At 58.8% G+C, this 21,448-nt stretch carries 26 protein-coding genes and 1 tRNA gene; 23 read left to right on the top strand and 4 right to left on the bottom strand.

All coding sequences use genetic code 11. The features are described from left to right. Position 1 precedes the first annotated feature (1 nt). Positions 2 to 208 carry a SlyX family protein gene (locus HU773_RS21600; RefSeq protein ID WP_029300323.1) on the top strand — a complete coding sequence of 69 codons (207 nt, stop codon included), beginning with the start codon at positions 2 to 4 and terminating at the stop codon, positions 206 to 208. Between the two features lie 82 nt (positions 209 to 290). Here HU773_RS21600 and HU773_RS27595 read toward each other — a convergent pair whose 3' ends face one another. Next, on the bottom strand, positions 291 to 893 hold the full coding sequence (locus HU773_RS27595; RefSeq protein WP_057441381.1) for a cold-shock protein: 603 nt from the start codon (positions 891 to 893) through the stop codon (positions 291 to 293). Between the two features lie 407 nt (positions 894 to 1,300). On the opposite strand from HU773_RS27595, the gene HU773_RS21590 reads away from it, so the two are divergent. From HU773_RS21590 to HU773_RS21505, 18 genes are all read left to right on the top strand, one after another. Then, positions 1,301 to 1,774, top strand: a complete 474-nt coding sequence (locus HU773_RS21590; protein ID WP_029300319.1) for a Dps family protein — start codon at positions 1,301 to 1,303, stop codon at positions 1,772 to 1,774. Between the two features lie 192 nt (positions 1,775 to 1,966). Continuing rightward, positions 1,967 to 2,317 (top strand): ribbon-helix-helix domain-containing protein, encoded by a 351-nt coding sequence (locus HU773_RS21585; protein ID WP_057441379.1) that lies wholly within the window; start codon positions 1,967 to 1,969, stop codon positions 2,315 to 2,317. Between the two features lie 162 nt (positions 2,318 to 2,479). Next, positions 2,480 to 2,701 carry an FmdB family zinc ribbon protein gene (locus tag HU773_RS21580; RefSeq protein WP_057441377.1) on the top strand — a complete coding sequence of 74 codons (222 nt, stop codon included), beginning with the start codon at positions 2,480 to 2,482 and terminating at the stop codon, positions 2,699 to 2,701. Positions 2,702 to 2,811: 110 nt separating this feature from the next. Continuing rightward, positions 2,812 to 4,587 carry an aspartate--tRNA ligase gene (aspS, locus tag HU773_RS21575; RefSeq protein ID WP_057960524.1) on the top strand — a complete coding sequence of 592 codons (1,776 nt, stop codon included), beginning with the start codon at positions 2,812 to 2,814 and terminating at the stop codon, positions 4,585 to 4,587. Between the two features lie 135 nt (positions 4,588 to 4,722). Then, entirely contained in the window at positions 4,723 to 5,469 is a 747-nt protein-coding gene (locus HU773_RS21570; RefSeq protein WP_038442836.1) for a YebC/PmpR family DNA-binding transcriptional regulator, read from the top strand. Between the two features lie 158 nt (positions 5,470 to 5,627). Beyond that, positions 5,628 to 6,152 carry a crossover junction endodeoxyribonuclease RuvC gene (gene ruvC, locus HU773_RS21565; RefSeq protein WP_016975450.1) on the top strand — a complete coding sequence of 175 codons (525 nt, stop codon included), beginning with the start codon at positions 5,628 to 5,630 and terminating at the stop codon, positions 6,150 to 6,152. Positions 6,153 to 6,215: 63 nt separating this feature from the next. Further along, complete coding sequence (gene ruvA / locus HU773_RS21560) at positions 6,216 to 6,827, top strand: Holliday junction branch migration protein RuvA (protein ID WP_003193868.1); 612 nt, start codon at positions 6,216 to 6,218, stop codon at positions 6,825 to 6,827. Continuing rightward, entirely contained in the window at positions 6,828 to 7,886 is a 1,059-nt protein-coding gene (gene ruvB / locus HU773_RS21555) for a Holliday junction branch migration DNA helicase RuvB (RefSeq protein WP_029300308.1), read from the top strand. A gap of 138 nt (positions 7,887 to 8,024) precedes the next feature. Then, positions 8,025 to 8,480: a tol-pal system-associated acyl-CoA thioesterase gene (gene ybgC, locus HU773_RS21550; protein WP_057441374.1), complete on the top strand. Its 456-nt coding sequence runs from the start codon at positions 8,025 to 8,027 to the stop codon at positions 8,478 to 8,480. Between the two features lies 1 nt (position 8,481). Next, complete coding sequence (gene tolQ, locus HU773_RS21545) at positions 8,482 to 9,177, top strand: protein TolQ (RefSeq protein WP_029300305.1); 696 nt, start codon at positions 8,482 to 8,484, stop codon at positions 9,175 to 9,177. A 23-nt stretch (positions 9,178 to 9,200) separates the two neighbouring features. Beyond that, positions 9,201 to 9,653 carry a protein TolR gene (tolR, locus tag HU773_RS21540; RefSeq protein WP_162473200.1) on the top strand — a complete coding sequence of 151 codons (453 nt, stop codon included), beginning with the start codon at positions 9,201 to 9,203 and terminating at the stop codon, positions 9,651 to 9,653. Next, on the top strand, positions 9,653 to 10,726 hold the full coding sequence (gene tolA / locus HU773_RS21535) for a cell envelope integrity protein TolA (protein WP_057960523.1): 1,074 nt from the start codon (positions 9,653 to 9,655) through the stop codon (positions 10,724 to 10,726). Before tolR ends, tolA begins: the two co-directional genes overlap by 1 nt. Positions 10,727 to 10,743: 17 nt before the next feature. Continuing rightward, complete coding sequence (gene tolB / locus HU773_RS21530) at positions 10,744 to 12,024, top strand: Tol-Pal system beta propeller repeat protein TolB (RefSeq protein WP_154220440.1); 1,281 nt, start codon at positions 10,744 to 10,746, stop codon at positions 12,022 to 12,024. A gap of 55 nt (positions 12,025 to 12,079) precedes the next feature. Continuing rightward, positions 12,080 to 12,580 (top strand): peptidoglycan-associated lipoprotein Pal, encoded by a 501-nt coding sequence (pal, locus tag HU773_RS21525; protein ID WP_029300299.1) that lies wholly within the window; start codon positions 12,080 to 12,082, stop codon positions 12,578 to 12,580. A 6-nt stretch (positions 12,581 to 12,586) separates the two neighbouring features. Further along, positions 12,587 to 13,402 carry a tol-pal system protein YbgF gene (gene ybgF / locus HU773_RS21520; protein ID WP_057960522.1) on the top strand — a complete coding sequence of 272 codons (816 nt, stop codon included), beginning with the start codon at positions 12,587 to 12,589 and terminating at the stop codon, positions 13,400 to 13,402. Between the two features lie 165 nt (positions 13,403 to 13,567). Then, positions 13,568 to 14,215 carry a 7-carboxy-7-deazaguanine synthase QueE gene (queE, locus tag HU773_RS21515; protein WP_057441364.1) on the top strand — a complete coding sequence of 216 codons (648 nt, stop codon included), beginning with the start codon at positions 13,568 to 13,570 and terminating at the stop codon, positions 14,213 to 14,215. A 1-nt stretch (position 14,216) separates the two neighbouring features. Then, complete coding sequence (gene queC / locus HU773_RS21510) at positions 14,217 to 14,906, top strand: 7-cyano-7-deazaguanine synthase QueC (protein WP_057960521.1); 690 nt, start codon at positions 14,217 to 14,219, stop codon at positions 14,904 to 14,906. Between the two features lie 63 nt (positions 14,907 to 14,969). Beyond that, a tRNA-Lys gene (locus tag HU773_RS21505) sits at positions 14,970 to 15,045 on the top strand. Positions 15,046 to 15,269: 224 nt separating this feature from the next. On the opposite strand, the gene HU773_RS21500 is transcribed toward HU773_RS21505, so the two are convergent. After that, complete coding sequence (locus HU773_RS21500) at positions 15,270 to 16,076, bottom strand: hypothetical protein (protein WP_186625470.1); 807 nt, start codon at positions 16,074 to 16,076, stop codon at positions 15,270 to 15,272. A gap of 206 nt (positions 16,077 to 16,282) precedes the next feature. Between HU773_RS21500 and HU773_RS21495 the strand changes: the two genes are divergently transcribed. Continuing rightward, complete coding sequence (locus HU773_RS21495) at positions 16,283 to 16,687, top strand: antitoxin Xre-like helix-turn-helix domain-containing protein (protein ID WP_057440007.1); 405 nt, start codon at positions 16,283 to 16,285, stop codon at positions 16,685 to 16,687. After that, positions 16,681 to 17,373, top strand: coding sequence for an RES family NAD+ phosphorylase (locus HU773_RS21490; RefSeq protein WP_186625468.1), 693 nt, complete (start codon positions 16,681 to 16,683; stop codon positions 17,371 to 17,373). Before HU773_RS21495 ends, HU773_RS21490 begins: the two co-directional genes overlap by 7 nt. A gap of 10 nt (positions 17,374 to 17,383) precedes the next feature. On the opposite strand, the gene lldD is transcribed toward HU773_RS21490, so the two are convergent. Beyond that, on the bottom strand, positions 17,384 to 18,526 hold the full coding sequence (gene lldD / locus HU773_RS21485; RefSeq protein ID WP_120734006.1) for an FMN-dependent L-lactate dehydrogenase LldD: 1,143 nt from the start codon (positions 18,524 to 18,526) through the stop codon (positions 17,384 to 17,386). Between the two features lie 108 nt (positions 18,527 to 18,634). Here lldD and HU773_RS21480 point away from each other — a divergent pair, with 108 nt between their 5' ends. After that, positions 18,635 to 19,525, top strand: a complete 891-nt coding sequence (locus tag HU773_RS21480) for a LysR family transcriptional regulator (protein WP_057440005.1) — start codon at positions 18,635 to 18,637, stop codon at positions 19,523 to 19,525. 220 nt (positions 19,526 to 19,745) lie between these two features. Beyond that, on the top strand, positions 19,746 to 20,804 hold the full coding sequence (gene nadA / locus HU773_RS21475; RefSeq protein ID WP_029300280.1) for a quinolinate synthase NadA: 1,059 nt from the start codon (positions 19,746 to 19,748) through the stop codon (positions 20,802 to 20,804). A gap of 135 nt (positions 20,805 to 20,939) precedes the next feature. Here the strand turns inward: nadA and HU773_RS21470 are convergent, their stop codons facing one another. Further along, positions 20,940 to 21,428: an RDD family protein gene (locus HU773_RS21470; protein WP_029300279.1), complete on the bottom strand. Its 489-nt coding sequence runs from the start codon at positions 21,426 to 21,428 to the stop codon at positions 20,940 to 20,942. Positions 21,429 to 21,448: the final 20 nt, after the last annotated feature.

Genomic DNA, 21,448 nt, shown 5'->3' with positions numbered 1-21,448 from the left:
CATGGACCTGCAAGACCGCGTGATGGACCTTGAGAGCCGCCTGGCTTTCCAGGACGACACCATCGAGACATTGAATGACATCCTGGTCGCCCAGCAGCGGGCGGTAGAGCGTCTGCAATTGCAGATGGCGGCCTTGCTCAAGCGTCAGGAAGAAATGGGCGGGCAGTTCGAGTCTTCCGAGGAAGAAGCGCCACCGCCTCATTATTGAGGGCTCGGGAAAAGTCCCGGCGATAAAAAACCGCGATGCAGTGTCAGCTGCATCGCGGTTTTTTTTGGGGCGTGCTCTGGGTTCAGCGACGCGGCAGGGCGGCGATCACGTCTTCAGCTTGCAGGCCTTTGTCGCGGTTCATCACGGAGAACTCCACGCGCTGGCCTTCCACCAGGACGCGATGGCCTTCGCCGCGGATGGCCCGGAAGTGGACGAAGATATCGTCGCCCGAGTCCCGGGAAATAAAGCCGAAGCCTTTAGAGGTGTTGAACCACTTGACGGTCCCGGTATCCCGGTTGGTCATGTCGTAGTTTTGCGAGCTGGCCGGGGCAGACGAACGGTAGAAGCTGATGGCCAGGTGAAGAACGATCGCGACCACCGCAATGGCCAGGCTGAGCAGGATGGCTGGATGGCCGCCGACTTCAGGCATAGGGGCCAGGAGGGTGAGGGTTTGTACCACGACAGCCAGCACCAGCAGGGCGCTGACCAGGTTTTGCAGTTGATGGCGTGTGCCTTTGTTCCAGTAGGGAATCACTGGCGCCAGCGTCAGGTTGAGAAGGCCGAACAGAGCCAGGTACAGCGCGTCGTGTTGTTGCAGGTACGGCAGGCTTTCTGGTTGCAGGCTCGGGATAAAGGACAGCAGCAAAGCTGCAGCGCCCGTTAGCAGGTGGACGATTTTCAACATTTTGATTAACTCACGTTAAGACGGATCACGAAGGAAGAGCTGACTGGCACGGTTCGCTTCTGAACAATGGGAGGCGTTGGGCACGTGCGCGATTATTCAGCCTATGCCGCTTGCCGCAGGAAATAGCGGCGGCGACACGCAGCCTATTTAACAGCAAAGCCTGTGCCTTCTCAAATCAAGCGTTTCAGGGCGTTGCAAAGATCATCGCATTTGTGCGGCAAACCCTTGTCCTAGACAGGTGTGGGTGTTTTTAACCGTGCCAGGCCTTGCCGCCCGTGGTCGAGCGCGATGCAAAGGGGCGATTTGCCGCAGGCCACCTGCGGCAGTAGGGCTGCGCAAGGCGAGGACTCTTGCTAGAGTGGGTAAGCACCTGATCAATGAATTTTCATCAATTGAAGGGAATAGACATGGCAATCGATATCGGTATCAGCGAAGAAGATCGTAAATCCATTGTTGACGGACTTTCACGGCTGCTTTCAGATACCTATGTACTTTATCTGAAAACCCATAACTTTCATTGGAACGTCACGGGGCCACAGTTTCGTACATTGCACTTGATGTTTGAAGAGCAATATAACGAACTGGCGCTGGCGGTTGACTCCATTGCCGAACGTATTCGTGCCCTGGGCTTTCCTGCGCCGGGTGCCTACTCTATCTATGCCCGTCTGTCTTCGATCAAGGAAGAAGAAGGCGTGCCCAGTGCTGAAAACATGATCAAGCAACTTGTCGATGGGCAGGAAGCTGTTACCCGCACCGCACGTGGGATCTTCCCGTTACTTGATAAAGTCAGCGATGAGCCGACTGCGGACTTGCTGACCCAGCGTATGCAGATCCACGAAAAGACCGCCTGGATGCTGCGTTCGCTGCTCGAAGGCAAATAAGCACCGCAGGCCAGTGGTGCCTGGCAGGCGCCACTGGCTTCAGCTGATTGCTTCCTGATACCTGCGTTGGCTTGTCCTACGCACAACAACTCTCCGTCTTCTGGCTGCACTTGCCTGCTTGATGTTTTATAGGCTCAACGGCCAATAACAGCCGTTTGTTCAAGAGCCGTTTGGCAAGGGAGTGTCAGGTGTATGTCGCGTAGTACGGGTAAAGGTGTGCTGGAAACTTCCGGCGTCTACAAGATAAAGATCGACCCTTTCGTCAAAGGGTTCGATATGGCATTGGCACGGCCACTGTCGCGCTCTGTCCGGTTGAATGGTTTTTCAACATGCCTGCGGCTTGAAGAAGTGTATTGGAATATTCTTGGCGAAATCGCCAGGATCAATACCTGTTCGGTCAGTGCGTTGCTGTCCTACGTGGATCGCGAGGTGCACTTGCGTTATGGCGGGGTGAAGAATTTCAGCGGTCTGGTCCGGGTCGTGTGTGTGGTTCATGCGTTGAAAGGGCAGGCTTCAGCCGTCAATCAGGCGGGCCTTATATAGCCGGGTTAGCCGAGACCGGAGCCGCAGGGGTGTTTCTATATAGTGCGTTGCACGTTGCCACGGCTGCACAGCCTCGATTTAACGGATATAATCTCGCCCTTTGCTGCGCAACCGGCTCTACCCGGGCGCAGCGCAGCAATGACGTGATCGCCGAGACATCCCATGCCCATGTACGATTACCAATGCGCTTCCTGTGGTCACCAGTTGGAAGCCATTCAGAAGATCAGCGACGCGCCGTTGGTCGATTGCCCTGCTTGCCAGGCGCCAGAGCTGAAAAAGATGCTGTCCATGCCGGGTTTTCGCCTGAGCGGTAGCGGCTGGTACGAGACCGACTTCAAGACCGGCGCCAAGAAGAATCTGGCGGGCGGCGACAAAGCAGACTGAGTTGAACTCTACGCGCGAGCTCCTGCATTATCCGTGGCCTGACTTAAAAGGTGCGGTGTCCGAGCAGGAACTCCACCGAATTTCGAATTACGAGAAGTGAAACCACTACCATGATGCGCAGCCACTATTGCGGCCAACTGAACGAGACCCTGGAAGGTCAGGAAATCACCCTTTGCGGATGGGTTCACCGTCGCCGCGACCATGGCGGGGTGATTTTCCTCGATATCCGTGATCGTGATGGTCTGGCCCAGGTGGTATTCGACCCGGATCGCGCCGAGAGCTTCGCCGCCGCCGACCGCGTGCGCAGCGAGTACGTCGTGAAAATCACCGGCAAGGTCCGCCTGCGTCCGGCCGGTGCCACCAACGCCAACATGGCGTCGGGCATGATCGAAGTCCTGGGCTACGAGCTGGAAGTGCTGAACGAGTCGGAAACCCCGCCGTTCCCACTCAACGAGTTCTCTGACGTTGGCGAAGAAACCCGCCTGCGTTATCGCTTCCTCGACCTGCGTCGCCCGGAAATGGCCGAGAAGCTGCGCCTGCGTTCGCGCATGACCACCAGCATCCGTCGCTTCCTGGACGAGAACGGCTTCCTCGACGTCGAGACGCCGATCCTGACCCGCGCTACGCCAGAAGGCGCACGTGACTACCTGGTGCCAAGCCGTACCCACGCCGGTAGCTTCTTCGCCTTGCCGCAATCGCCACAGTTGTTCAAGCAACTGCTGATGGTCGCCGGCTTCGACCGTTACTACCAGATCGCCAAGTGCTTCCGCGACGAAGACCTGCGCGCCGACCGCCAGCCGGAATTCACCCAGATCGACATCGAGACCAGTTTCCTCGATGAAAAAGAGATCATGGGCCTGACCGAAGAAATGATCCGCAACCTGTTCAAGGAAGTGCTGGGTCTGGAATTCGGCGAGTTCCCGCACATGACCTTCGAAGAGGCCATGCGCCGCTACGGTTCCGACAAGCCAGACCTGCGTAACCCGCTGGAACTGGTTGACGTTGCCGACCAGCTCAAGGAAGTCGACTTCAAGGTGTTCAGCGGCCCGGCCAACGACCCGAAATGCCGCATCGCCGCACTGCGTGTGCCAGGCGGCGCGAGCATGCCGCGCAAGCAGATCGACGACTACACCAAGTTCGTGGGTATCTACGGTGCCAAGGGCCTGGCGTACATCAAGGTCAACGAGCGCGCCAAGGGTGTTGAAGGCCTGCAGTCGCCAATCGTCAAGAACATCCCGGAAGACAAGCTCAATGTGATCCTCGATCGCGTTGGCGCAGTCGATGGCGATATCGTGTTCTTCGGTGCCGACAAGGCCAAGATCGTCAGCGAAGCCCTGGGCGCGCTGCGGATCAAGCTGGGTCACGACCTCGACCTGCTGACCTGCAAGTGGGCCCCGATGTGGGTTGTCGACTTCCCGATGTTCGAAGAAAACGACGACGGCAGCTTCAGCGCCCTGCACCACCCGTTCACCGCACCCAAGTGCACGCCACAGGAGCTGGAAGCCAACCCGGCCGGCGCGTTGTCCCGTGCCTACGACATGGTGCTCAACGGTACTGAGTTGGGCGGCGGTTCGATCCGTATCCACCGCAAGGAGATGCAACAGTCGGTGTTCCGCCTGCTGGGCATCAACGAAGCGGAACAGGAGGAGAAGTTCGGCTTCCTGCTCGATGCCCTGAAATACGGTGCTCCACCCCACGGTGGCCTGGCCTTCGGCCTTGACCGCCTGGTGATGCTGATGACCGGTGCCCAGTCGATCCGTGAAGTGATTGCCTTCCCGAAAACCCAGAGTGCTGCGGACGTCATGACCCAGGCTCCAGGTGTGGTGGATGCCAAGGCACTGCGCGAGCTGCACATCCGTCTGCGCGAGGCGCCGAAGGCTGAGTAAGGCTGCGGCGTGAAAGCGCGATAACGTTGTACGCAGTCAAAAAGGCGCATCTTCGGATGCGCCTTTGCGTTTAAAAGAGGGAAATCTCGCCTGGGGCGGGATTGAAAGGTTTCTAGAGAATTTCGGAGTTGTGTTATGGCTGGCCATTCCAAGTGGGCGAACATCAAGCACCGCAAAGAGCGTCAGGATGCCAAAAAAGGCAAGATCTTCACCAAGTGGATTCGTGAACTGACGGTTGCTGCCCGCCAGGGTGGCGGTGATCCGGGCTCCAACCCGCGCCTGCGCCTGGCGCTGGACAAGGCCCTGGGCGCCAACATGAGTCGCGACATCATCGACCGTGCCGTGGCCCGTGGCGCCGGTGCGGCGGATACCGACGACATGGTCGAGCTGACCTACGAAGGCTACGGCCCGGGCGGCGTCGCGGTGATGGTCGAGTGCATGACCGACAACCGCAACCGTACTGCGGCAGCCGTGCGCCATGCGTTCAGCAAGTGTGGCGGTAACCTCGGCACGGATGGCTCGGTGGCCTATCTGTTCGAGCGCAAGGGGCAGATTACCTTTGCGCCGGGTACGGATGAAGATGCGCTGATGGAAGCCGCGATGGAGGCGGATGCCGACGACGTGGTGACCAACGAAGACGGCTCCATCGACGTGTTTACCTCGTTTGCCGGCTTCTACGCGGTGCGTAACGCCCTGGAAGCCGCTGGTTTCAAGGGCACCGACGCGGAAATCGTCATGCTGCCGACCACCAGTGCCGAACTGGACCTGGACGGCGCGCAGAAGGTGCTCAAGATGCTGGATATGCTTGAAGACCTGGATGATGTGCAGAACGTCTACTCCAACGCCGACATTCCAGAAGACGTGGCCGCACAGCTAGTCTGAAGGCTGGTGTAGACCAAAATGTGGGAGCGGGTTTGCTCGCGAAAGCGGTCTGTCAGTCAGTCCATGCGTTGACTGAAACACCGCTTCCGCGAGCAAGCCCGCTCCCACATTGGATCTTCGCTGTATCAAAAAATGTGTTTACCCAACCTGCAGGCGTTATGACTTTAATCCTAGGTATCGACCCCGGTTCACGCATCACCGGCTTTGGCGTGGTGCAGCAGACCCCGCGTGGCTGCGTCTACGTGGCGTCGGGTTGTATCCGCACCGGCGCCGGCGAGTTGGCCGAGCGTTTGCAGATCGTCTATCGCGGCGTGCGTGAAGTGATCCAGACCTACGGGCCGGTGACCATGGGCATTGAAAAGGTGTTCATGGCCAAAAATGCCGACTCGGCCTTGAAACTGGGCCAGGCCCGGGGCGCTGCGATTGTTGCCGGGGCGGAGGAGGGCATGGAAATCGCCGAATACACCGCGACCCAGGTCAAGCAGGCGGTGGTCGGTACCGGCGCGGCGAATAAAGAGCAGGTGCAGATGATGGTCATGCATATGCTCAAACTCACCTCCAAGCCACAGATCGACGCCTCTGACGCCCTGGCCATTGCCATTTGCCATGCCCATACCCGTTCCAGCCTGCTGCCCCATGGCCTTGGCACGGCACGCAGTCGTGGCGGGCGCCTGCGTCTCTGATAGCATCAGCGCAATCGTTATGGTCGGGCCTCGATCTGACCTCAAGCTTTAAGGATCTGAACCGTGATTGGACGCTTGCGCGGCACCCTGGCTGAGAAACAGCCGCCGCACCTGATTCTGGATGTAAACGGGCTGGGGTATGAGCTGGAAGTGCCCATGACCACCCTGTACCGCCTACCGTCGGTCGGTGAGCCGATAACCTTGCACACCCATCTGGTGGTGCGCGAAGACGCGCAACTACTCTATGGTTTCATCGGCAAGCGTGACCGTGACTTCTTCCGTGAGCTGATCCGCCTCAATGGTGTGGGCCCGAAACTGGCCCTGGCCTTGATGTCGAGCCTGGAAGTGGACGAACTGGTACGTGCCGTTTCGGCCCAGGACACCTCGGCGCTGACCAAGGTGCCGGGGGTCGGTAAGAAAACCGCTGAGCGCCTGTTGGTGGAGCTCAAGGACCGCTTCAAAGCCTGGGAAGTGGTGCCAAGCATGTTTGCCCTGGTGCCGAACCAGCCGGATATGCCGGCGGCCCAGGTCGCCAGTGCCGAAAGCGATGCCGTCAATGCGCTGATCTCCCTGGGCTACAAGCCGCAGGAAGCCAGCAAGGCAGTGTCGGCCATCAAGGACAAGAACCTGAGCGCTGAAGACATGATCCGCCGAGCCCTGAAGGGAATGATTTAAGTGATTGAAGCTGATCGTCTGATTGCGGCCACCGGCCCTCGCGACCGTGAAGAGGTCCAGGACCGGGCCATCCGCCCCCTGAGCCTTGCCGACTACATCGGCCAGCCCACTGTGCGTGAGCAGATGGAGCTGTTCATCCAGGCGGCGCGCGGGCGTGCCGAGTCCCTGGACCATACGTTGATCTTCGGTCCGCCGGGGCTGGGCAAGACCACCCTGGCCAATATCATCGCCCAGGAAATGGGGGTGTCGATCAAGAGCACCTCCGGTCCGGTGCTGGAGCGCCCCGGTGACCTGGCTGCGTTGCTGACCAACCTTGAACCCCATGATGTGCTGTTCATCGACGAAATCCACCGGCTGTCGCCCATCGTCGAAGAAGTGCTGTACCCGGCCATGGAAGATTTCCAGCTGGATATCATGATTGGCGAAGGGCCGGCGGCGCGCTCGATCAAGCTCGACCTGCCACCCTTCACTCTGGTCGGCGCCACCACCCGTGCCGGCATGCTGACCAACCCGTTGCGAGACCGTTTCGGCATTGTTCAACGTCTAGAGTTTTATAGCACTGCCGATCTGGCGACGATTGTCAGTCGTTCGGCTGGGATTCTCGGCTTGCCGCTGGACCCTGAGGGTGCCTTCGAGATTGCCCGTCGGGCGCGTGGCACGCCGCGGATCGCCAACCGCTTACTGCGGCGGGTGCGCGATTTTGCCGAAGTGCGGGCCAAGGGGCATATCACCAAGGCCGTGGCCGACCTGGCGCTGAACCTGCTGGATGTCGATGAACATGGCTTTGACCACCAGGACCGGCGCCTGCTGTTGACCATGATCGAGAAGTTCGATGGCGGGCCAGTGGGCGTGGACAGCCTGGCGGCGGCGATCAGTGAGGAGCGCCATACCATCGAAGATGTGCTGGAGCCGTACCTGATTCAACAGGGTTACATCATGCGCACGCCGAGGGGCCGCGTGGTCACGCGCCATGCGTATTTGCACTTTGGGTTAAACATTCCGTCACGATTGGGGGAGATGCCTGTGGTAGACGAATTCCTCGATGCAGTGGACGATTAAAAAGGTATGGCGGGTCGATTTATTCGACGTTTGTGCTGTCCTAGTGGCTGGCGTCGTCATTCTTTCGTTAGAAATGCTGCAGAGAATGAAAAACAGTTGCCTGGCCGGATTGGCAACCTGAGGAGTAAGCACTAGAGTATGCGCGCGCAAAACGGGGATCAGTCGTTCGCACATCGCTGTCGCGTTTATTACGAGGACACCGATGCGGGCGGCATCGTGTATTACGTCAATTATCTAAAGTTCATGGAGCGGGCTCGAACCGAGCGGCTACGGGAGCTGGGCTTTGCCCAATCCCAGCTGGCAGGGGAGGACCTGTTATTTGTCGTGCATTCCAGCGAGGCCCGTTACTACGCGCCGGCGCGACTGGACGATGAATTGCTGGTCAGCGCGGAAGTAATCGAATTGAACCGTGTCAGCCTGCGCTTTAAACAGCAGGTCAGGCGGGCAACGGATGCAACGCTGCTCTGTGAGGGGCAGTTCCTGGTGGCGTGTGTGCGCACCAACAGTTTGAAACCCAGGGCCATTCCCGAAACTCTACGTGCGGCCTTTGCCAACGTGAGCGGCGCGGGTCAACAATCAAAGCAGGAGATTTAGCGTGGAACCTACCGTCGTCGACCATTCCTCCATGTGGAGCCTGGTCAGCAATGCCAGTGTCGTGGTTCAACTGGTCATGCTGACCCTGGTAGCCGCATCGGTTACCTCATGGGTCATGATTTTTCAGCGCAGCAACCTGCTGCGTGCCGGTCGACGTGCCCTGGAGAGCTTCGAAGAGCGCTTCTGGTCGGGTATCGACCTGTCCAAGCTGTATCGCCAGGCGGGCAGCAACCCGGACCCGGATTCGGGCGTCGAGCAGATCTTCCGCGCTGGCTTCAAGGAATTCTCCCGCCTGCGCCAGCAGTCCGGCGTTGACCCGGAAGCCGTCATGGAAGGCGTGGCCCGTGCGATGCGCGTAGCGATCTCCCGTGAGGAAGAAAAACTCGAGCAGAGCCTGCCATTTCTGGCCACCGTCGGTTCGGTCAGCCCGTATATCGGCCTGTTCGGTACCGTATGGGGCATCATGAACTCCTTCCGTGGCCTGGCAACGGCCCAGCAAGCGACCCTGGCCACCGTGGCCCCGGGTATCGCCGAAGCGCTGATCGCCACTGCCATCGGCCTGTTCGCTGCAATCCCCGCAGTAATCGCCTACAACCGTTTCGCCGCCACCAGCGAAACCCTGATTGGCCGTTACTACACCTTCGCCGATGAATTCCAGGCGATCCTGCACCGTAAAGTGCACACCAGCGAAGAATAAGCAGGTAATTCCCAATGGCTTTAATCGCTCGAGCTCGCAAAAAGCGCAAGCCGGTCGCCGAGATGAACGTAGTGCCTTACATCGACGTGATGCTGGTGCTGCTGGTGATCTTCATGGTGACCGCGCCGATGCTCAATCAGGGGGTGAAAGTTGATCTGCCCAAGGTTTCCAGCGAAGCCTTGCCGCAGGACAACAACACCCAGGTCCTGACCATTTCGATCAAGGCTGACAAGACCTATTACTGGAACCTTGGCAGCGAAGTCGATACCCAGAAGCAGCAGGACAAGGCCATGACCTTGCCGCAAATGACCGACGCCGTGACCAAAATCATCCGCGCCGGCAACGAAGGCGGCAAGCACACCCAGGTGTTCATCCGCGGTGACAAGTCGGTCGACTATGGCTCCGTCATGGGCGCCATGGGTGGGCTGCAGAAAGCCGGGGTCGGTAATGTTGGCTTGATTACCGAGGCGCCCTGATGCAGCAACAGCGAGAGCCGTCCGCCTCGGAAAGCTTCTTCTGGCCTAGCGTCTGGGCAATAGCCCTGCACGTTCTGGTGTTTGGCATGCTGTTTGTCAGCTTTGCCATGACCCCGGAGCTGCCGCCAGCCAAGCCGATCGTGCAGGCGACCCTGTATCAGCTGAAATCGAAAAGTCAGGCCACCACCCAGACCAATCAGAAGATTGCGGGTGAGGCCCAGAAGTCGGCTGCGCGCCAGACTGAAGTCGAACAGATGGAACAGAAGAAGGTCGAGCAGGAAGCGGTGAAGGCTGCTGCGGAACAAAAGAAAGACGAGGCGGCTCAAAAGGCCGAGGAATCGAAAAAGGCTGACGAAGCGAAGAAGGCCGACGAGGCGAAAAAGGCTGATGAAGCCAAGAAAGCCGAGAAAGCTGCCGAAGCCAAAAAAGCCGAAGAGAAACAATTGGCTGATATAGCCAAGAAGAAATCTGAAGAAGAAGCCAAGAAAGCGGCTGAAGAAGAGGCCAAGAAAAAGGCCGCTGAAGAAGCCAAGAAGAAGATAGTCGAAGACGCGAAGAAGAAAGCCGCCGAAGACGCCAAGAAAAAAGCTGCAGCAGACGAGGCGAAGAAGAAAATCGCCGACGACGCGAAGAAGAAAGCTGCCGCCGACGCCTCCAAGAAAAAGGCCCAGGAAGCAGCGCGCAAATCCGCCGAAGATAAAAAGGCCCAGGCCCTGGCAGATTTGCTTTCCGACACGCCGCAACGTCAACAGGCCTTGGCCGATGAACGTGGTGATGAAGTCGCAGGCAGTTTCGACGATCTGATTCGCGCGCGCGCAGCGGAAGGCTGGACACGTCCACCTTCGGCACGCAAAGGCATGACAGTCGTGCTGCAGATCGGCATGTTGCCGGACGGTACGGTGACTTCGGTCAGCGTGGCCAAGTCCAGTGGCGATGGTTCGTTCGACAGTTCGGCGGTTGCAGCGGTCAAGAATATTGGCCGGCTGACCGAGATGCAGGGAATGAAACCAAGCGACTTCGCTCCCTATCGTTCATTCAAGATGACATTCACACCTGAGGATCTAGCCTTGTGAGAAACCTTCTTCGAGGAATGCTTGTCGTTATTTGCTGCATGGCAGGGATAGCGGCGGCGGATGAAAAGAACATCCTGGTAACCAGCGGTAGCGATCGGGCCACTCCGATTGCGGTTGTACCGTTTGGCTGGCAGGGCGGCAGCGTGCTGCCGGACGATATGGCGGAAATCATTGGTAATGACCTGCGCAACTCGGGTTACTACGCGCCAATTCCGAAACAGAACATGATCAGCCAGCCGACCCAAGGTAGCGAAGTGATCTACCGTGACTGGAAAGCCCTGGGCGCCCAGTACCTGATGGTCGGTAGCATTGTTCCAGCAGGCGGTCGCTTGCAGGTGCAATACGCCCTGTTCAACGTGGCCACCGAGCAGCAAGTGCTGACCGGTAGCGTATCGGGCAGCGTCGACCAACTGCGGGACATGGCGCACTACATCGCCGACCAATCGTTCGAGAAACTGGTCGGTATCAAAGGTGCGTTCTCCACCCGCATCCTGTACGTGACGGCTGAGCGTTTCTCGGTGAACAACACCCGCTACACCCTGCAACGTTCGGACTACGACGGTGCCCGTGCAGTGACTCTGTTGCAATCGCGCGAGCCAATCCTGTCGCCGCGTTTTGCCCCGGATGGCAAGCGTATCGCCTACGTGTCGTTTGAACAGAAGCGTCCGCGCATCTTCGTTCAGCACATTGATACCGGTCGCCGTGAGCAGATCACCAACTTCGAGGGCCTGAACGGCGCGCCAGCCTGGTCGCCGGATGGCAATCGCCTGGCATTCGTGCTGTCCAAGGACGGTAACCCGGATATCTACGTGATGAACCTCGGTTCGCGCCAGATCACCCGCGTCACTTCCGGTCCTGGCATCAACACCGAACCGTTCTGGGGCAAGGATGGTTCGACCATCTACTTCACTTCAGACCGTGGCGGCAAACCGCAGATCTATAAGAGCAGTGTTGGCGGTGGTGGTGCGGAGCGTGTGACCTTTATCGGTAACTACAACGCCAATCCGAAGCTTTCGGCTGATGAAAAGACCCTGGTAATGATCCATCGCCAGGATGGTTTCACTAATTTCAAGGTGGCGGCCCAGGATTTGCAGCGCGGAAGCGTAAAAATCCTCACAGATAGCACTCTTGATGAGTCGCCTACTGTTGCGCCCAACGGCACCATGGTAATCTACGCCACCCGCCAGCAGGGCCGGGGAGTCTTGATGCTCGTGTCCATTAATGGACGCGTAAGGCTCCCGCTTCCTACCGCACAAGGCGAAGTCAGAGAACCATCCTGGTCCCCTTACCTGAACTGACGCGGCGCTACAAAAAGAAGTACTTAACACACTGGGGTTCATTAGGAGTTTCACGATGGAAATGCTGAAGTTTGGTAAGTTTGCTGCTCTGGCTCTGGCTCTGTCCGTAGCCGTTGGTTGCTCGTCTAAAGGCGGCGACAATGCCGGTGAAGGCGCAGCTGTTGATCCAAACGCTGGTTACGGCGCTAACACTGGTGCAGTTGACGGCTCCCTGAGCGAAGAAGCTGCTCTGCGCGCAATCACCACTTTCTACTTCGAATACGACAGTTCGGACCTGAAGCCAGAAGCCATGCGCGCTCTGGACGTTCACGCGAAAGACCTGAAAGGTAACGGCGCTCGCGTTGTTCTGGAAGGCAACACCGACGAACGTGGTACTCGTGAGTACAACATGGCACTGGGCGAGCGTCGTGCGAAAGCCGTTCAGCGCTACCTGGTACTGCAAGGTGTTTCCCCAGCTCAGCTGGAACTGGTTTCCTACGGTGAAGAGCGTCCAGTTGCTACCGGCAACGACGAGCAATCCTGGGCTCAAAACCGTCGCGTCGAACTGCGTAAGTAATTCGTCATGCGAACGTGCCGTCGTGTAGTAACCGTATTGGCTCTCAGCCTCGCACCGCTTGCGGTGTGGGCTGCGGTTCCCGTGGAAGATAGCAACTCTGGCTATAACAATAGTGGGAGTAGTTATCCACCAGCAGGTTATGGCACGAACGGCGCCTATGCAGGGGGAGCGGTTACTGCCGCTCCCTCGGCACAGGGCGAGCTGTTCAACCAGCTGCAACGCATGCAGGATCAATTGGCACAGCAACAAGGTGCGATTGAGGTTCTGCAAAATGAAGTGAACCGCCTGAAGCAAGAAGGCCTGGAGCGATACCAGGATCTTGATCGGCGTATAGGAACCGGCGTTACACCTGCCGCGACTCCTGAGAATTCTTCTGCCGGTGGCGCTGCAAGCGCCGCCGGTGGTGCAGCCGCCCAGGCCCCAGCGGCCAGCAGTGAACCGGCTGATCCGGCCAAGGAAAAGCTGTATTACGATGCAGCCTTCGACCTGATCAAAGCCAAGGATTTCGACAGGGCCAGCAAAGCGTTCACCGCTTTCCTGGGACGTTATCCAAACAGCCAGTACGCGGGCAACGCCCAGTACTGGTTGGGTGAGGTCAACCTGGCCAAGGGTGATTTGCAAGGTGCAGGCCAGGCGTTTGCCAAGGTCAGCCAGCTTTACCCCAAGCATGCCAAGGTGCCTGATTCGTTGTACAAACTGGCTGACGTAGAGCGCCGCCTGGGTCATACCGACAAGGTCAAAGGCATTCTGCAGCAAGTAGTGGCCCAATATCCTGGGACCTCTGCTGCCCAGTTGGCTCAGCGCGATTTGCAGCGTTTGTAAGCAGTGCTGTCCCGCTTGGAAGAAACCCGCGCCTGTCGCGGGTTTTTTCGTTAGAATCCACGCCCTTTTATGAAATACGCTTTTTGGGGTTCACGCTTTGCCGGGATCCCATGAAGTGCCTGACGGAGGCGGACAGCCTGTTTAGCTGTTACGCCCGTGGCGACTATGCAAGACACATTACGCATCACCGAAGTTTTTTACTCGTTACAGGGTGAAACGCGCACTGCCGGCCTGCCCACAGTATTTGTGCGCCTCACTGGCTGCCCGCTGCGCTGCCAGTACTGTGACAGCGCCTACGCCTTCAGCGGCGGCACCATTCGTACCCTCGACGACATCCTGGAGCAGGTTGCAGGCTTCCGGCCGCGCTACGTCTGCGTGACAGGCGGCGAGCCCCTGGCCCAGCCCAATGCCATTCCTTTGCTCAAGCAACTGTGTGACGCCGGTTACGAAGTGTCGCTGGAAACCAGTGGTGCCCTGGACATTTCCGCGGTCGATCCTCGCGTCAGCCGAGTGGTTGACTTGAAAACCCCGGACTCCAAGGAGGCGCATCGCAACCGTTATGAGAACATCGAGCTGCTGACGGCCAACGACCAGGTCAAGTTCGTCATTTGTTCGCGGGACGACTATGACTGGGCCAACTCCAAGCTGATCCAGTACGGCCTGGACCGACGCGCCGGCGAGGTGTTGTTCTCTCCAAGCCACCATGACTTGAACGCTCGCGACCTCGCTGATTGGGTGGTTGCGGACAACCTGCCGGTGCGCCTGCAATTGCAGCTGCATAAATACCTTTGGAATGACGAGCCGGGACGCTGAAATGACTGAACAAACGACTGATCAAAAACGTGCGGTAATCCTGCTGTCCGGCGGCCTTGACTCCGCCACCGTGGTGGCGATGGCCCGTGCCGAGGGTTACAGCTGCTACACCATGAGCTTCGACTACGGCCAGCGTTCCCATGCCGAGTTGCACGCCGCCGCCCGGGTTGCCCGCGACCTCGGTGTGGTGGAGCACAAGGTAATCGGCCTGAACCTCAATGGCATTGGCGGCTCGGCCTTGACCGACAACACCATCGACGTGCCTGAGGCGCCCACAGAGGGCATTCCGGTCACCTATGTGCCGGCCCGTAACACCGTGTTCCTCTCGCTGGCCCTGGGCTGGGCAGAAGTGCTCAACGCCCGTGACATCTTTATCGGCGTCAACGCCGTGGACTACTCCGGCTACCCGGACTGCCGCCCAGAGTTCGTCGAATCGTTCGAGCGTATGGCCAACCTGGCGACCAAGGCCGGCGTAGAAGGCCACGGCTTCCGTATCCAGGCGCCGCTGCAAAACCTGAGCAAGGCGGATATCGTGAAGGCGGGTGTAAGGCTGGGTGTCGACTACTCGCTGACTGTTTCCTGCTACCAGGCGGACAATGATGGTCGTGCCTGTAGGAAATGTGACAGCTGCCGCCTGCGCGCTGAAGGCTTCCAAGCGGCCGGAATTACTGACCCAACGCGTTATTTCTGATTTATTTAAAATAAGGTGTTGAATAATCCTTAGAAATCAGTATTATACGCGCCACCACACAGCGGGTCGTTAGCTCAGTTGGTAGAGCAGTTGGCTTTTAACCAATTGGTCGTAGGTTCGAATCCCACACGACCCACCATTTTTGGCGGTTTAGAAAATCCGGAAGGCCCACGCAAGTGAGGATTTCCGGGTTTTTTTTTTGCCTGGTGCAAAAGCACGCGCAGGGCTCTCTGGCAGCGTGACGTGCTGCTTGCCGGTTAGACAGGCAGCCGTCTGCGGCGACCATTCATTTCGTGGGTGGGTTGATGTCGATCGGCTGAAGATGGGCTTCGGCTGCCCCTGAACCGCGCCGCAACCCTAGGCTCAAAGCTGCTTGGCTCCATTCATCCAAGGGCTGTAGTCCACCTCCACGTAACCCTGGGGCAGGCCTTGAGGGTAGTTGGCAAACCCCTGCATCTGTCGCAAGTCCAGTCGTTTGCACTGCGTGACAAGGCGCTGCTGCAACGCGCTATCTACCTTGAAGCCTTGTGAGCGGTACGGGCTTTGATTCAGGTTGACCATGCACTCACTCACTTTGCCCTGGGCATCGGCGATGAAGTGGAAGCTCGCGACGCCAATACTCTGGGGGTCATGCCCGACAAACAATTGCTCACGGAAGAAGCGGATCTGCCGGTAGAGGTCGATGCGCTTTTTCTGCAGTTGTTGCTGTTCTTCCGAAAGCCCAATCAGAGGGGTGAACACCATGGGGGCGATAATCTCTTGGGTGTCCTTGGCATCGGCGAAGACCTTGGGCGAGACTTCGGGAAACAAGGTGGTCCAGCACAGTTCGGTGACCAGTTTGGCCAGCTTGGCCTGGCGCAGGTTGTTGTGGCCCTCGTTGGGCAGCAGGGTTCCGCGTTTGGCTGAGCAGTCCACTACGTGGTTCTGTGCATCGACGGTCAGGATCATATTCATCACCCCCGTCAGTTCCTGTTCATTGGCGGCCAGGGCATAGCTGCGCAATATCGTTTGGAACGTAGTGACGAATTTTTCGTCTTTTTGTTGCAGCTGTGCTGCCGCTGAGGCTGCCGCCTGTTCGGGGGTGTGGCTCTGGCAGCCGGACAGTGACAGCAGGCTTGCACCGAACAAGGCCAGGAGCCAGCGGGACGAAGAAGGCGCGTTGAATTCCATTTCTTGGGGGCTCGTGCACAAAGAGATTGGGAAGAGGTAGACGGGAACCATTCTCACCCATCAGGCGGTAAAGTGCGATTCGAAATACAAAAACCACACTGCTGATGGTTTTGGTTGTAATCGCTGACGTTTATCCAGCGCTGGTTTGCTCTGCAGACTCATGTTGTCTATATTTGAATCTATAGATTAATTCCGAGGTGGCAACCATGAGCCTAGCCCTTCAAGCACAGCCCTTCACCCGGGAGCAATGTGTCGCCGGACTCCGGGCGGCCGTGGGCATCCTGGAAAAATGGCAGGCCAGCAGCGACCAGGCCTGTCGCATCCTGCGTATCTCGCGCAGCACTTATACCCGTGCGCGGCAGCGCGATGCCGCGTGGTCGGTGAGCCTGGATGCCGACCAGATGCAGCGCATCAGCTTTGTGCTGAACATCCACGCCACGCTGCGCATGGTGTTCGATAACCCCGAGAACGTGTACGGCTTTGCGGCGATGGCCAACGACAACGCGTTTTTCAACGGGCGCTCGCCCCTCGAGGTTATGGCCCAGGGCGATATGATTTCCCTGTACGAGACCTTCCGCCGTATTGACGTGTTGCGTGGTGCGCAATGGTGAAGGTGAGCCAGTTGGGCGATTTGCCCAGCGGGCTGTTGCACGCCCATCGCCTGGTCAATTCCAAATTCCCGCCGATTGCGTTGTTTGACGATGTGGCGGATGCCGACGAGTTTGAGGCGCTCTATCAGATCCAGGCCCTGACCAACCCACGACTGGGTAATGAGGTCGGTCGGATCGAGCTGATACCCCGTAGGGAAATCCCCTTCGGGATCGTGGGATGTTCCTACGCCATTGCCCCGTTCACCCACGTCAATCCGGGCGGATCGCGTTTCAGCGCGGGTGATTTTGGCGTGCTGTACCTGGCGGCCACGGTCGAGACGGCACTGGCAGAAGTGCGTTATCACCAGAACCAGTATTGGTCCGGAGTTCATGGCCTTAACTATGAGCGCTTTGTTTTTCGTGGGCTGTCTTGCACCTTTGTCGGCGACGCCATGAAGGATGCGACGTCGGTGCCGATGAGCGATCCGATCTACGACCCTGACGACTACAGCCACGCCCAGCGCTTGGGGGGCGCGCTAAAGAAGGCCGGTTGTCCCGGCCTTCGTTACCTGTCGGTGCGCTCAGAAGGCGATCACTGCTGGGCGTTGCTGACACCCAGGCCGGTGTCGTCGATTGTCCAGGCCGCCCATTACGAGATGGTCTGGAATGGACAGATCACCAGTGTCAGCAAAATCAGCGAAGCCTGAGGCTGGCGGGTCAGATCTGCCCGCGCACCAGGATTGACTCATCAATCTGCGCAATCGACGTAACCCCGGTCAGGGTCATGGCCACGCGCATTTCCTTGGCAAAGATATCCAGCAGATTCTCTACACCGCGCTGGCCATCGGCAGCCAGCGCATAGGCAGGCGCTCGTCCCAGCAATACGCCACGGGCGCCGAGGGCGAGCATGCGCACCACGTCCAGCCCCGAACGCACCCCGGAGTCCACCAGCACCGTGAGGTCGCTGCCAACCGCCTGGGCAATCTCAGGCAGAGCCTTGGCGGTGGACAACACGCCATCGAGCTGGCGGCCGCCGTGGTTGGACACGACGATGCCGTCGGCGCCGAAACTCACCGCGTCCTTGGCGTCCTGTGGGTCGAGGATGCCCTTGATGATCATCGGGCCCTTCCAGAACTCGCGGATCCACTCCAGGTCTTTCCAGCTGATGGAAGGGTCGAAGTTGGTAGCGAGCCAGCCGATGTAGTCTTCAAGGTGGGTCGGTTTGCCCAGGTATTTGGAGATATTGCCCAGGTCGTGGGGGCGGCCCATCAGCCCTACATCAAGAGCCCAGGCCGGTTTGGTCACGGCCTGCAACATGCGCCGCTGGGCGGCGTACGGGCCGGACATGCCGGAATGGGCATCACGGTAGCGGGCGCCGGGGGTGGGCATGTCGACGGTAAACACCAGGGTTTTCACCCCGGCGGCTTGCGCACGCTCCAGGGCGTTTTTCATGAAGCCGCGGTCTTTCAGCACATACAGTTGAAACCAGATCGATTGCGCCGTCTGCGACGCTACTTCCTCGATCGGGCACACCGACACGGTCGACAGGCAAAACGGCACCCCTTTATTGGCCGCCGCGTTGGCCACCTGGACTTCCCCGCGTCGGGCAAACATGCCGGTCAGGCCTACCGGGCTCATGACCACCGGCATCGCCAGCGGTTGGTCGAACAGCGTGGTCTCCAGGCTCAGGCTCTCGACGTTGCGCAGGACACGCTGGCGCAGGCTGATGTCTGCCAGGTCCGAACTGTTGGCCTTGAGGGTGTGCTCGGCGTACGCGCCACCGTCAATATAGTCGAACAGGAAACGCGGCAGTTTGCGGCGTGCGGCTTCGCGGTAATCCGATGCGGACGAAATGATCATGAACAGTGAGGCCCCGGAATAAAGAAAACGGTGGGTGGAGGATAGTCAAAGGCATTTCATGGTAAAAACAACTTTTACAACTTCATTCAAGTCGCAAATGGAATAGTCATGAACCTGCGAACGCTGCGAGCCTTTGTCGAAGTGGTGCGCCAAGGCAGTTTCTCACAGGCGGCCGAGATGGTTTCGCTTACCCAATCGAGCGTCAGCAAAGCGGTCAAGACCCTTGAAGAAGAGTTGGGCACGCCGTTGTTCAGTCGTATCGGCCATAAGAGCGAACTGACAGCAGCCGGTGAAATTGCCTACCGCCGCGCCCTGGTGTTGCTCGCCGAGCGCAGTGACTTGGTCGCCGAGATCAACGACCTGCTGGGGCTCAAGCGTGGCGTATTGCGTATTGGCTTGCCGCCGGTGGGCAGTGGTGAATTGTTTGCGGCGATGTTTGCAGTGTACCGCCAGCGTTACCCACAGATAGAGATTGAGCTGATCGAGCACGGCAGCAAGAAGCTGGGCGAGTGCCTGCAAGCGGGGGAGGTGGATGTGGCTGCGCTACTGGTGCCGGTGGAGGGCGAGTTTGAGTATCAGGACGTGCGCGTCGAGCCGCTGATGGTCGTCCTGCCCAGCAGCCATCCATTGGCCGGGCGTGAGAGTGTGGATTTTTCCGACCTGTCCGACTCGCCATTCATACTGTTCGAAGCCGGTTTTGCCTTGAACCGCATCATTCTTTCCGCCTGCGAGCGTCGCGGTGTATCGCCGAAGGTTTCGGTGCGCAGCGCCCAGATCGACTTTATCGTCGACCTGGTGGGCGCGGGCCTGGGAGTCGCCTTCCTGCCGCGCATGCTGGCCTACAAACACTTGCATGCCGGCATTGCCCTGATTGCCCTGGATGAGCCTCAGACCGACTGGCATATTGCTTTGACCTGGCGGCGCAATGCTCATCTGCCGCCGGCTGCACGAGCCTGGTTGGACCTGGCCAGGGAAATGGGCAATGTCCCTGCGCCCTAAACGATGCCAATGTCGCGGGATATCACCCGTATGCTCCCGCCGGGTAGGCGTTTTGCGGCATATTAGGCTTTTGAATCCATTCGATATTCTGTAGCCTTGCGCAGCTTCACCTTAACCCGTGCTTGATGAACACAATCACTTCGTCCGGCGGCGCCCGAAGGGCTCCGGAGCCGGTGGTACACTCGACTTTCGCGCAACTGCGCCTGCAGGTCTTGCGAACATGACGCAAATTTCCGAACGCCTTCTGGTCCAAGCCCACCTCGATGCCAAGCAGCCCAAGGTGCTCAGTGCCGAGCAAGAGGCAAGCTTACGTTCTGCCATTGCTGCCGAGCTCAAGGCTCAAGACGCGGTGCTGGTGGCGCACTTCTATTGTGACCCGGTGATTCAGGCCCTGGCCGAAGAAACCGGTGGCTGTGTTTCCGACTCCCTGGAAATGGCCCGCTTCGGCGCCGCCCACCCGGCCAAGACCGTACTGGTCGCCGGCGTGCGCTTTATGGGCGAGACAGCGAAAATCCTCACCCCCGAAAAGCGCATCCTGATGCCGACCCTGGAAGCCACATGCTCTCTGGACCTGGGTTGCCCGGTGGAAGAGTTCTCGGCGTTCTGTGATCAGCATCCGGAACGCACCGTGGTGGTGTATGCCAACACCTCGGCGGCGGTCAAGGCCCGTGCCGATTGGGTGGTGACCTCCAGTTGCGCCCTGGAAATCGTCGAAAGCCTGATGGATAACGGCGAGACCATTATCTGGGGCCCGGACAAGCACCTGGGCACCTATATCCAGCGCCAGACCGGTGCCGACATGCTGCTGTGGGACGGTGCCTGCATCGTCCACGAGGAGTTCAAGTCCAAGCAGTTGGAAGACATGAAGGCGCTGTACCCGGACGCAGCGATCCTGGTACACCCGGAGTCACCGACCTCGGTCATCGAGTTGGCCGATGCCGTGGGTTCCACCAGCCAGTTGATTGCGGCGGCGCAGCGCTTGCCGAACAAGACGTTTATCGTCGCCACTGACCGCGGCATTTTCTACAAGATGCAGCAGCTGTGCCCGGACAAGGTGTTTGTCGAAGCGCCAACCGCCGGCAACGGCGCGGCGTGCCGCAGTTGTGCGCACTGCCCGTGGATGGCGATGAATACCCTGGAGCGCACGTTGCAATGCCTGCGGGAAGGCAGCAACGAGATCTTTGTCGAGCCGTCCTTGATCCCCCATGCCGTGCGCCCACTCAAGCGCATGCTGGACTTTACCCAGGCGGCCCGCCTGAAGCTGGCGGGCAACGCCTGATCCACGGCTGATGCAGCAAAAAATGTGGGAGCGGGCTTGCCCGCGATAGCGGTGGATCAGTCTGCACATGTAGTGACTGACACACCGCCATCGCGGGCAAGCCCGCTCCCACATTTAGATTTCATTGGCCTGGGGCTATTTCTTTTTCTTCGGGATCCGCACCAATTGCGTGTCCGAATAGATGTCATGCCAGGCCCGCTGTTTCTTGTCCACCAGCGACCAGATAAACCCCAGCCCCGCGCACAACCACGACGCAATCGACACCACAAAACGCAACAGCGCCTGCCACAGGCTGATGCGCGAGCCGTCCGCATTCTGCACACGTACGCCCCACACCTGCATGCCCAGGGTCTGTCCGGAATGGGTCCAGAACTTGGCGAAGAAGCCAAACAGCACAAAAAACAGAATCGTCGACAGCAACGGATCACCGTCCAGGGCGCCGGACTCCGAGAGCGTGCGCATCTTCGCTTCACCGACAAAGGCGATCCACACCAGCTTATAGAGGAAGGCGGTGACGATCAGCAGGGCGGTACACAACAGGAAGTCATAGAACATCGCTGCCAGACGACGGCCCAGGCCAACGGCGGGGAATTCGCCTTGGGGGCTTAGCAGGTGTTTCGACATGGCTCGGCTCTCTGGAGGAA

The organism is Pseudomonas shahriarae (assembly GCF_014268455.2).
GTDB classification, from domain to species: domain Bacteria; phylum Pseudomonadota; class Gammaproteobacteria; order Pseudomonadales; family Pseudomonadaceae; genus Aquipseudomonas; species Aquipseudomonas shahriarae.
The sequence above is the reverse complement of the archived record's forward strand: the minus strand, read 5'-3'. Positions and strand labels throughout refer to the sequence as shown.

Coding starts and splice junctions, on each gene's coding strand:
- queC (WP_057960521.1), top strand. CDS start 14,217: ATGACTGAACAAACGACTGATCAAAAACGTGCGGTAATCCTGCTGTCC.
- queE (WP_057441364.1), top strand. CDS start 13,568: ATGCAAGACACATTACGCATCACCGAAGTTTTTTACTCGTTACAGGGT.
- HU773_RS21585 (WP_057441379.1), top strand. CDS start 1,967: ATGTCGCGTAGTACGGGTAAAGGTGTGCTGGAAACTTCCGGCGTCTAC.
- HU773_RS21600 (WP_029300323.1), top strand. CDS start 2: ATGGACCTGCAAGACCGCGTGATGGACCTTGAGAGCCGCCTGGCTTTC.
- HU773_RS21490 (WP_186625468.1), top strand. CDS start 16,681: ATGGTGAAGGTGAGCCAGTTGGGCGATTTGCCCAGCGGGCTGTTGCAC.
- tolB (WP_154220440.1), top strand. CDS start 10,744: ATGCTTGTCGTTATTTGCTGCATGGCAGGGATAGCGGCGGCGGATGAA.
- HU773_RS21570 (WP_038442836.1), top strand. CDS start 4,723: ATGGCTGGCCATTCCAAGTGGGCGAACATCAAGCACCGCAAAGAGCGT.
- lldD (WP_120734006.1), bottom strand. CDS start 18,526: ATGATCATTTCGTCCGCATCGGATTACCGCGAAGCCGCACGCCGCAAA.
- HU773_RS27595 (WP_057441381.1), bottom strand. CDS start 893: ATGTTGAAAATCGTCCACCTGCTAACGGGCGCTGCAGCTTTGCTGCTG.
- pal (WP_029300299.1), top strand. CDS start 12,080: ATGGAAATGCTGAAGTTTGGTAAGTTTGCTGCTCTGGCTCTGGCTCTG.
- HU773_RS21495 (WP_057440007.1), top strand. CDS start 16,283: ATGAGCCTAGCCCTTCAAGCACAGCCCTTCACCCGGGAGCAATGTGTC.
- HU773_RS21480 (WP_057440005.1), top strand. CDS start 18,635: ATGAACCTGCGAACGCTGCGAGCCTTTGTCGAAGTGGTGCGCCAAGGC.
- ybgC (WP_057441374.1), top strand. CDS start 8,025: ATGCGCGCGCAAAACGGGGATCAGTCGTTCGCACATCGCTGTCGCGTT.
- HU773_RS21580 (WP_057441377.1), top strand. CDS start 2,480: ATGCCCATGTACGATTACCAATGCGCTTCCTGTGGTCACCAGTTGGAA.
- ybgF (WP_057960522.1), top strand. CDS start 12,587: ATGCGAACGTGCCGTCGTGTAGTAACCGTATTGGCTCTCAGCCTCGCA.
- aspS (WP_057960524.1), top strand. CDS start 2,812: ATGATGCGCAGCCACTATTGCGGCCAACTGAACGAGACCCTGGAAGGT.
- HU773_RS21470 (WP_029300279.1), bottom strand. CDS start 21,428: ATGTCGAAACACCTGCTAAGCCCCCAAGGCGAATTCCCCGCCGTTGGC.
- HU773_RS21500 (WP_186625470.1), bottom strand. CDS start 16,076: ATGGAATTCAACGCGCCTTCTTCGTCCCGCTGGCTCCTGGCCTTGTTC.
- tolA (WP_057960523.1), top strand. CDS start 9,653: ATGCAGCAACAGCGAGAGCCGTCCGCCTCGGAAAGCTTCTTCTGGCCT.
- ruvC (WP_016975450.1), top strand. CDS start 5,628: ATGACTTTAATCCTAGGTATCGACCCCGGTTCACGCATCACCGGCTTT.
- HU773_RS21590 (WP_029300319.1), top strand. CDS start 1,301: ATGGCAATCGATATCGGTATCAGCGAAGAAGATCGTAAATCCATTGTT.
- nadA (WP_029300280.1), top strand. CDS start 19,746: ATGACGCAAATTTCCGAACGCCTTCTGGTCCAAGCCCACCTCGATGCC.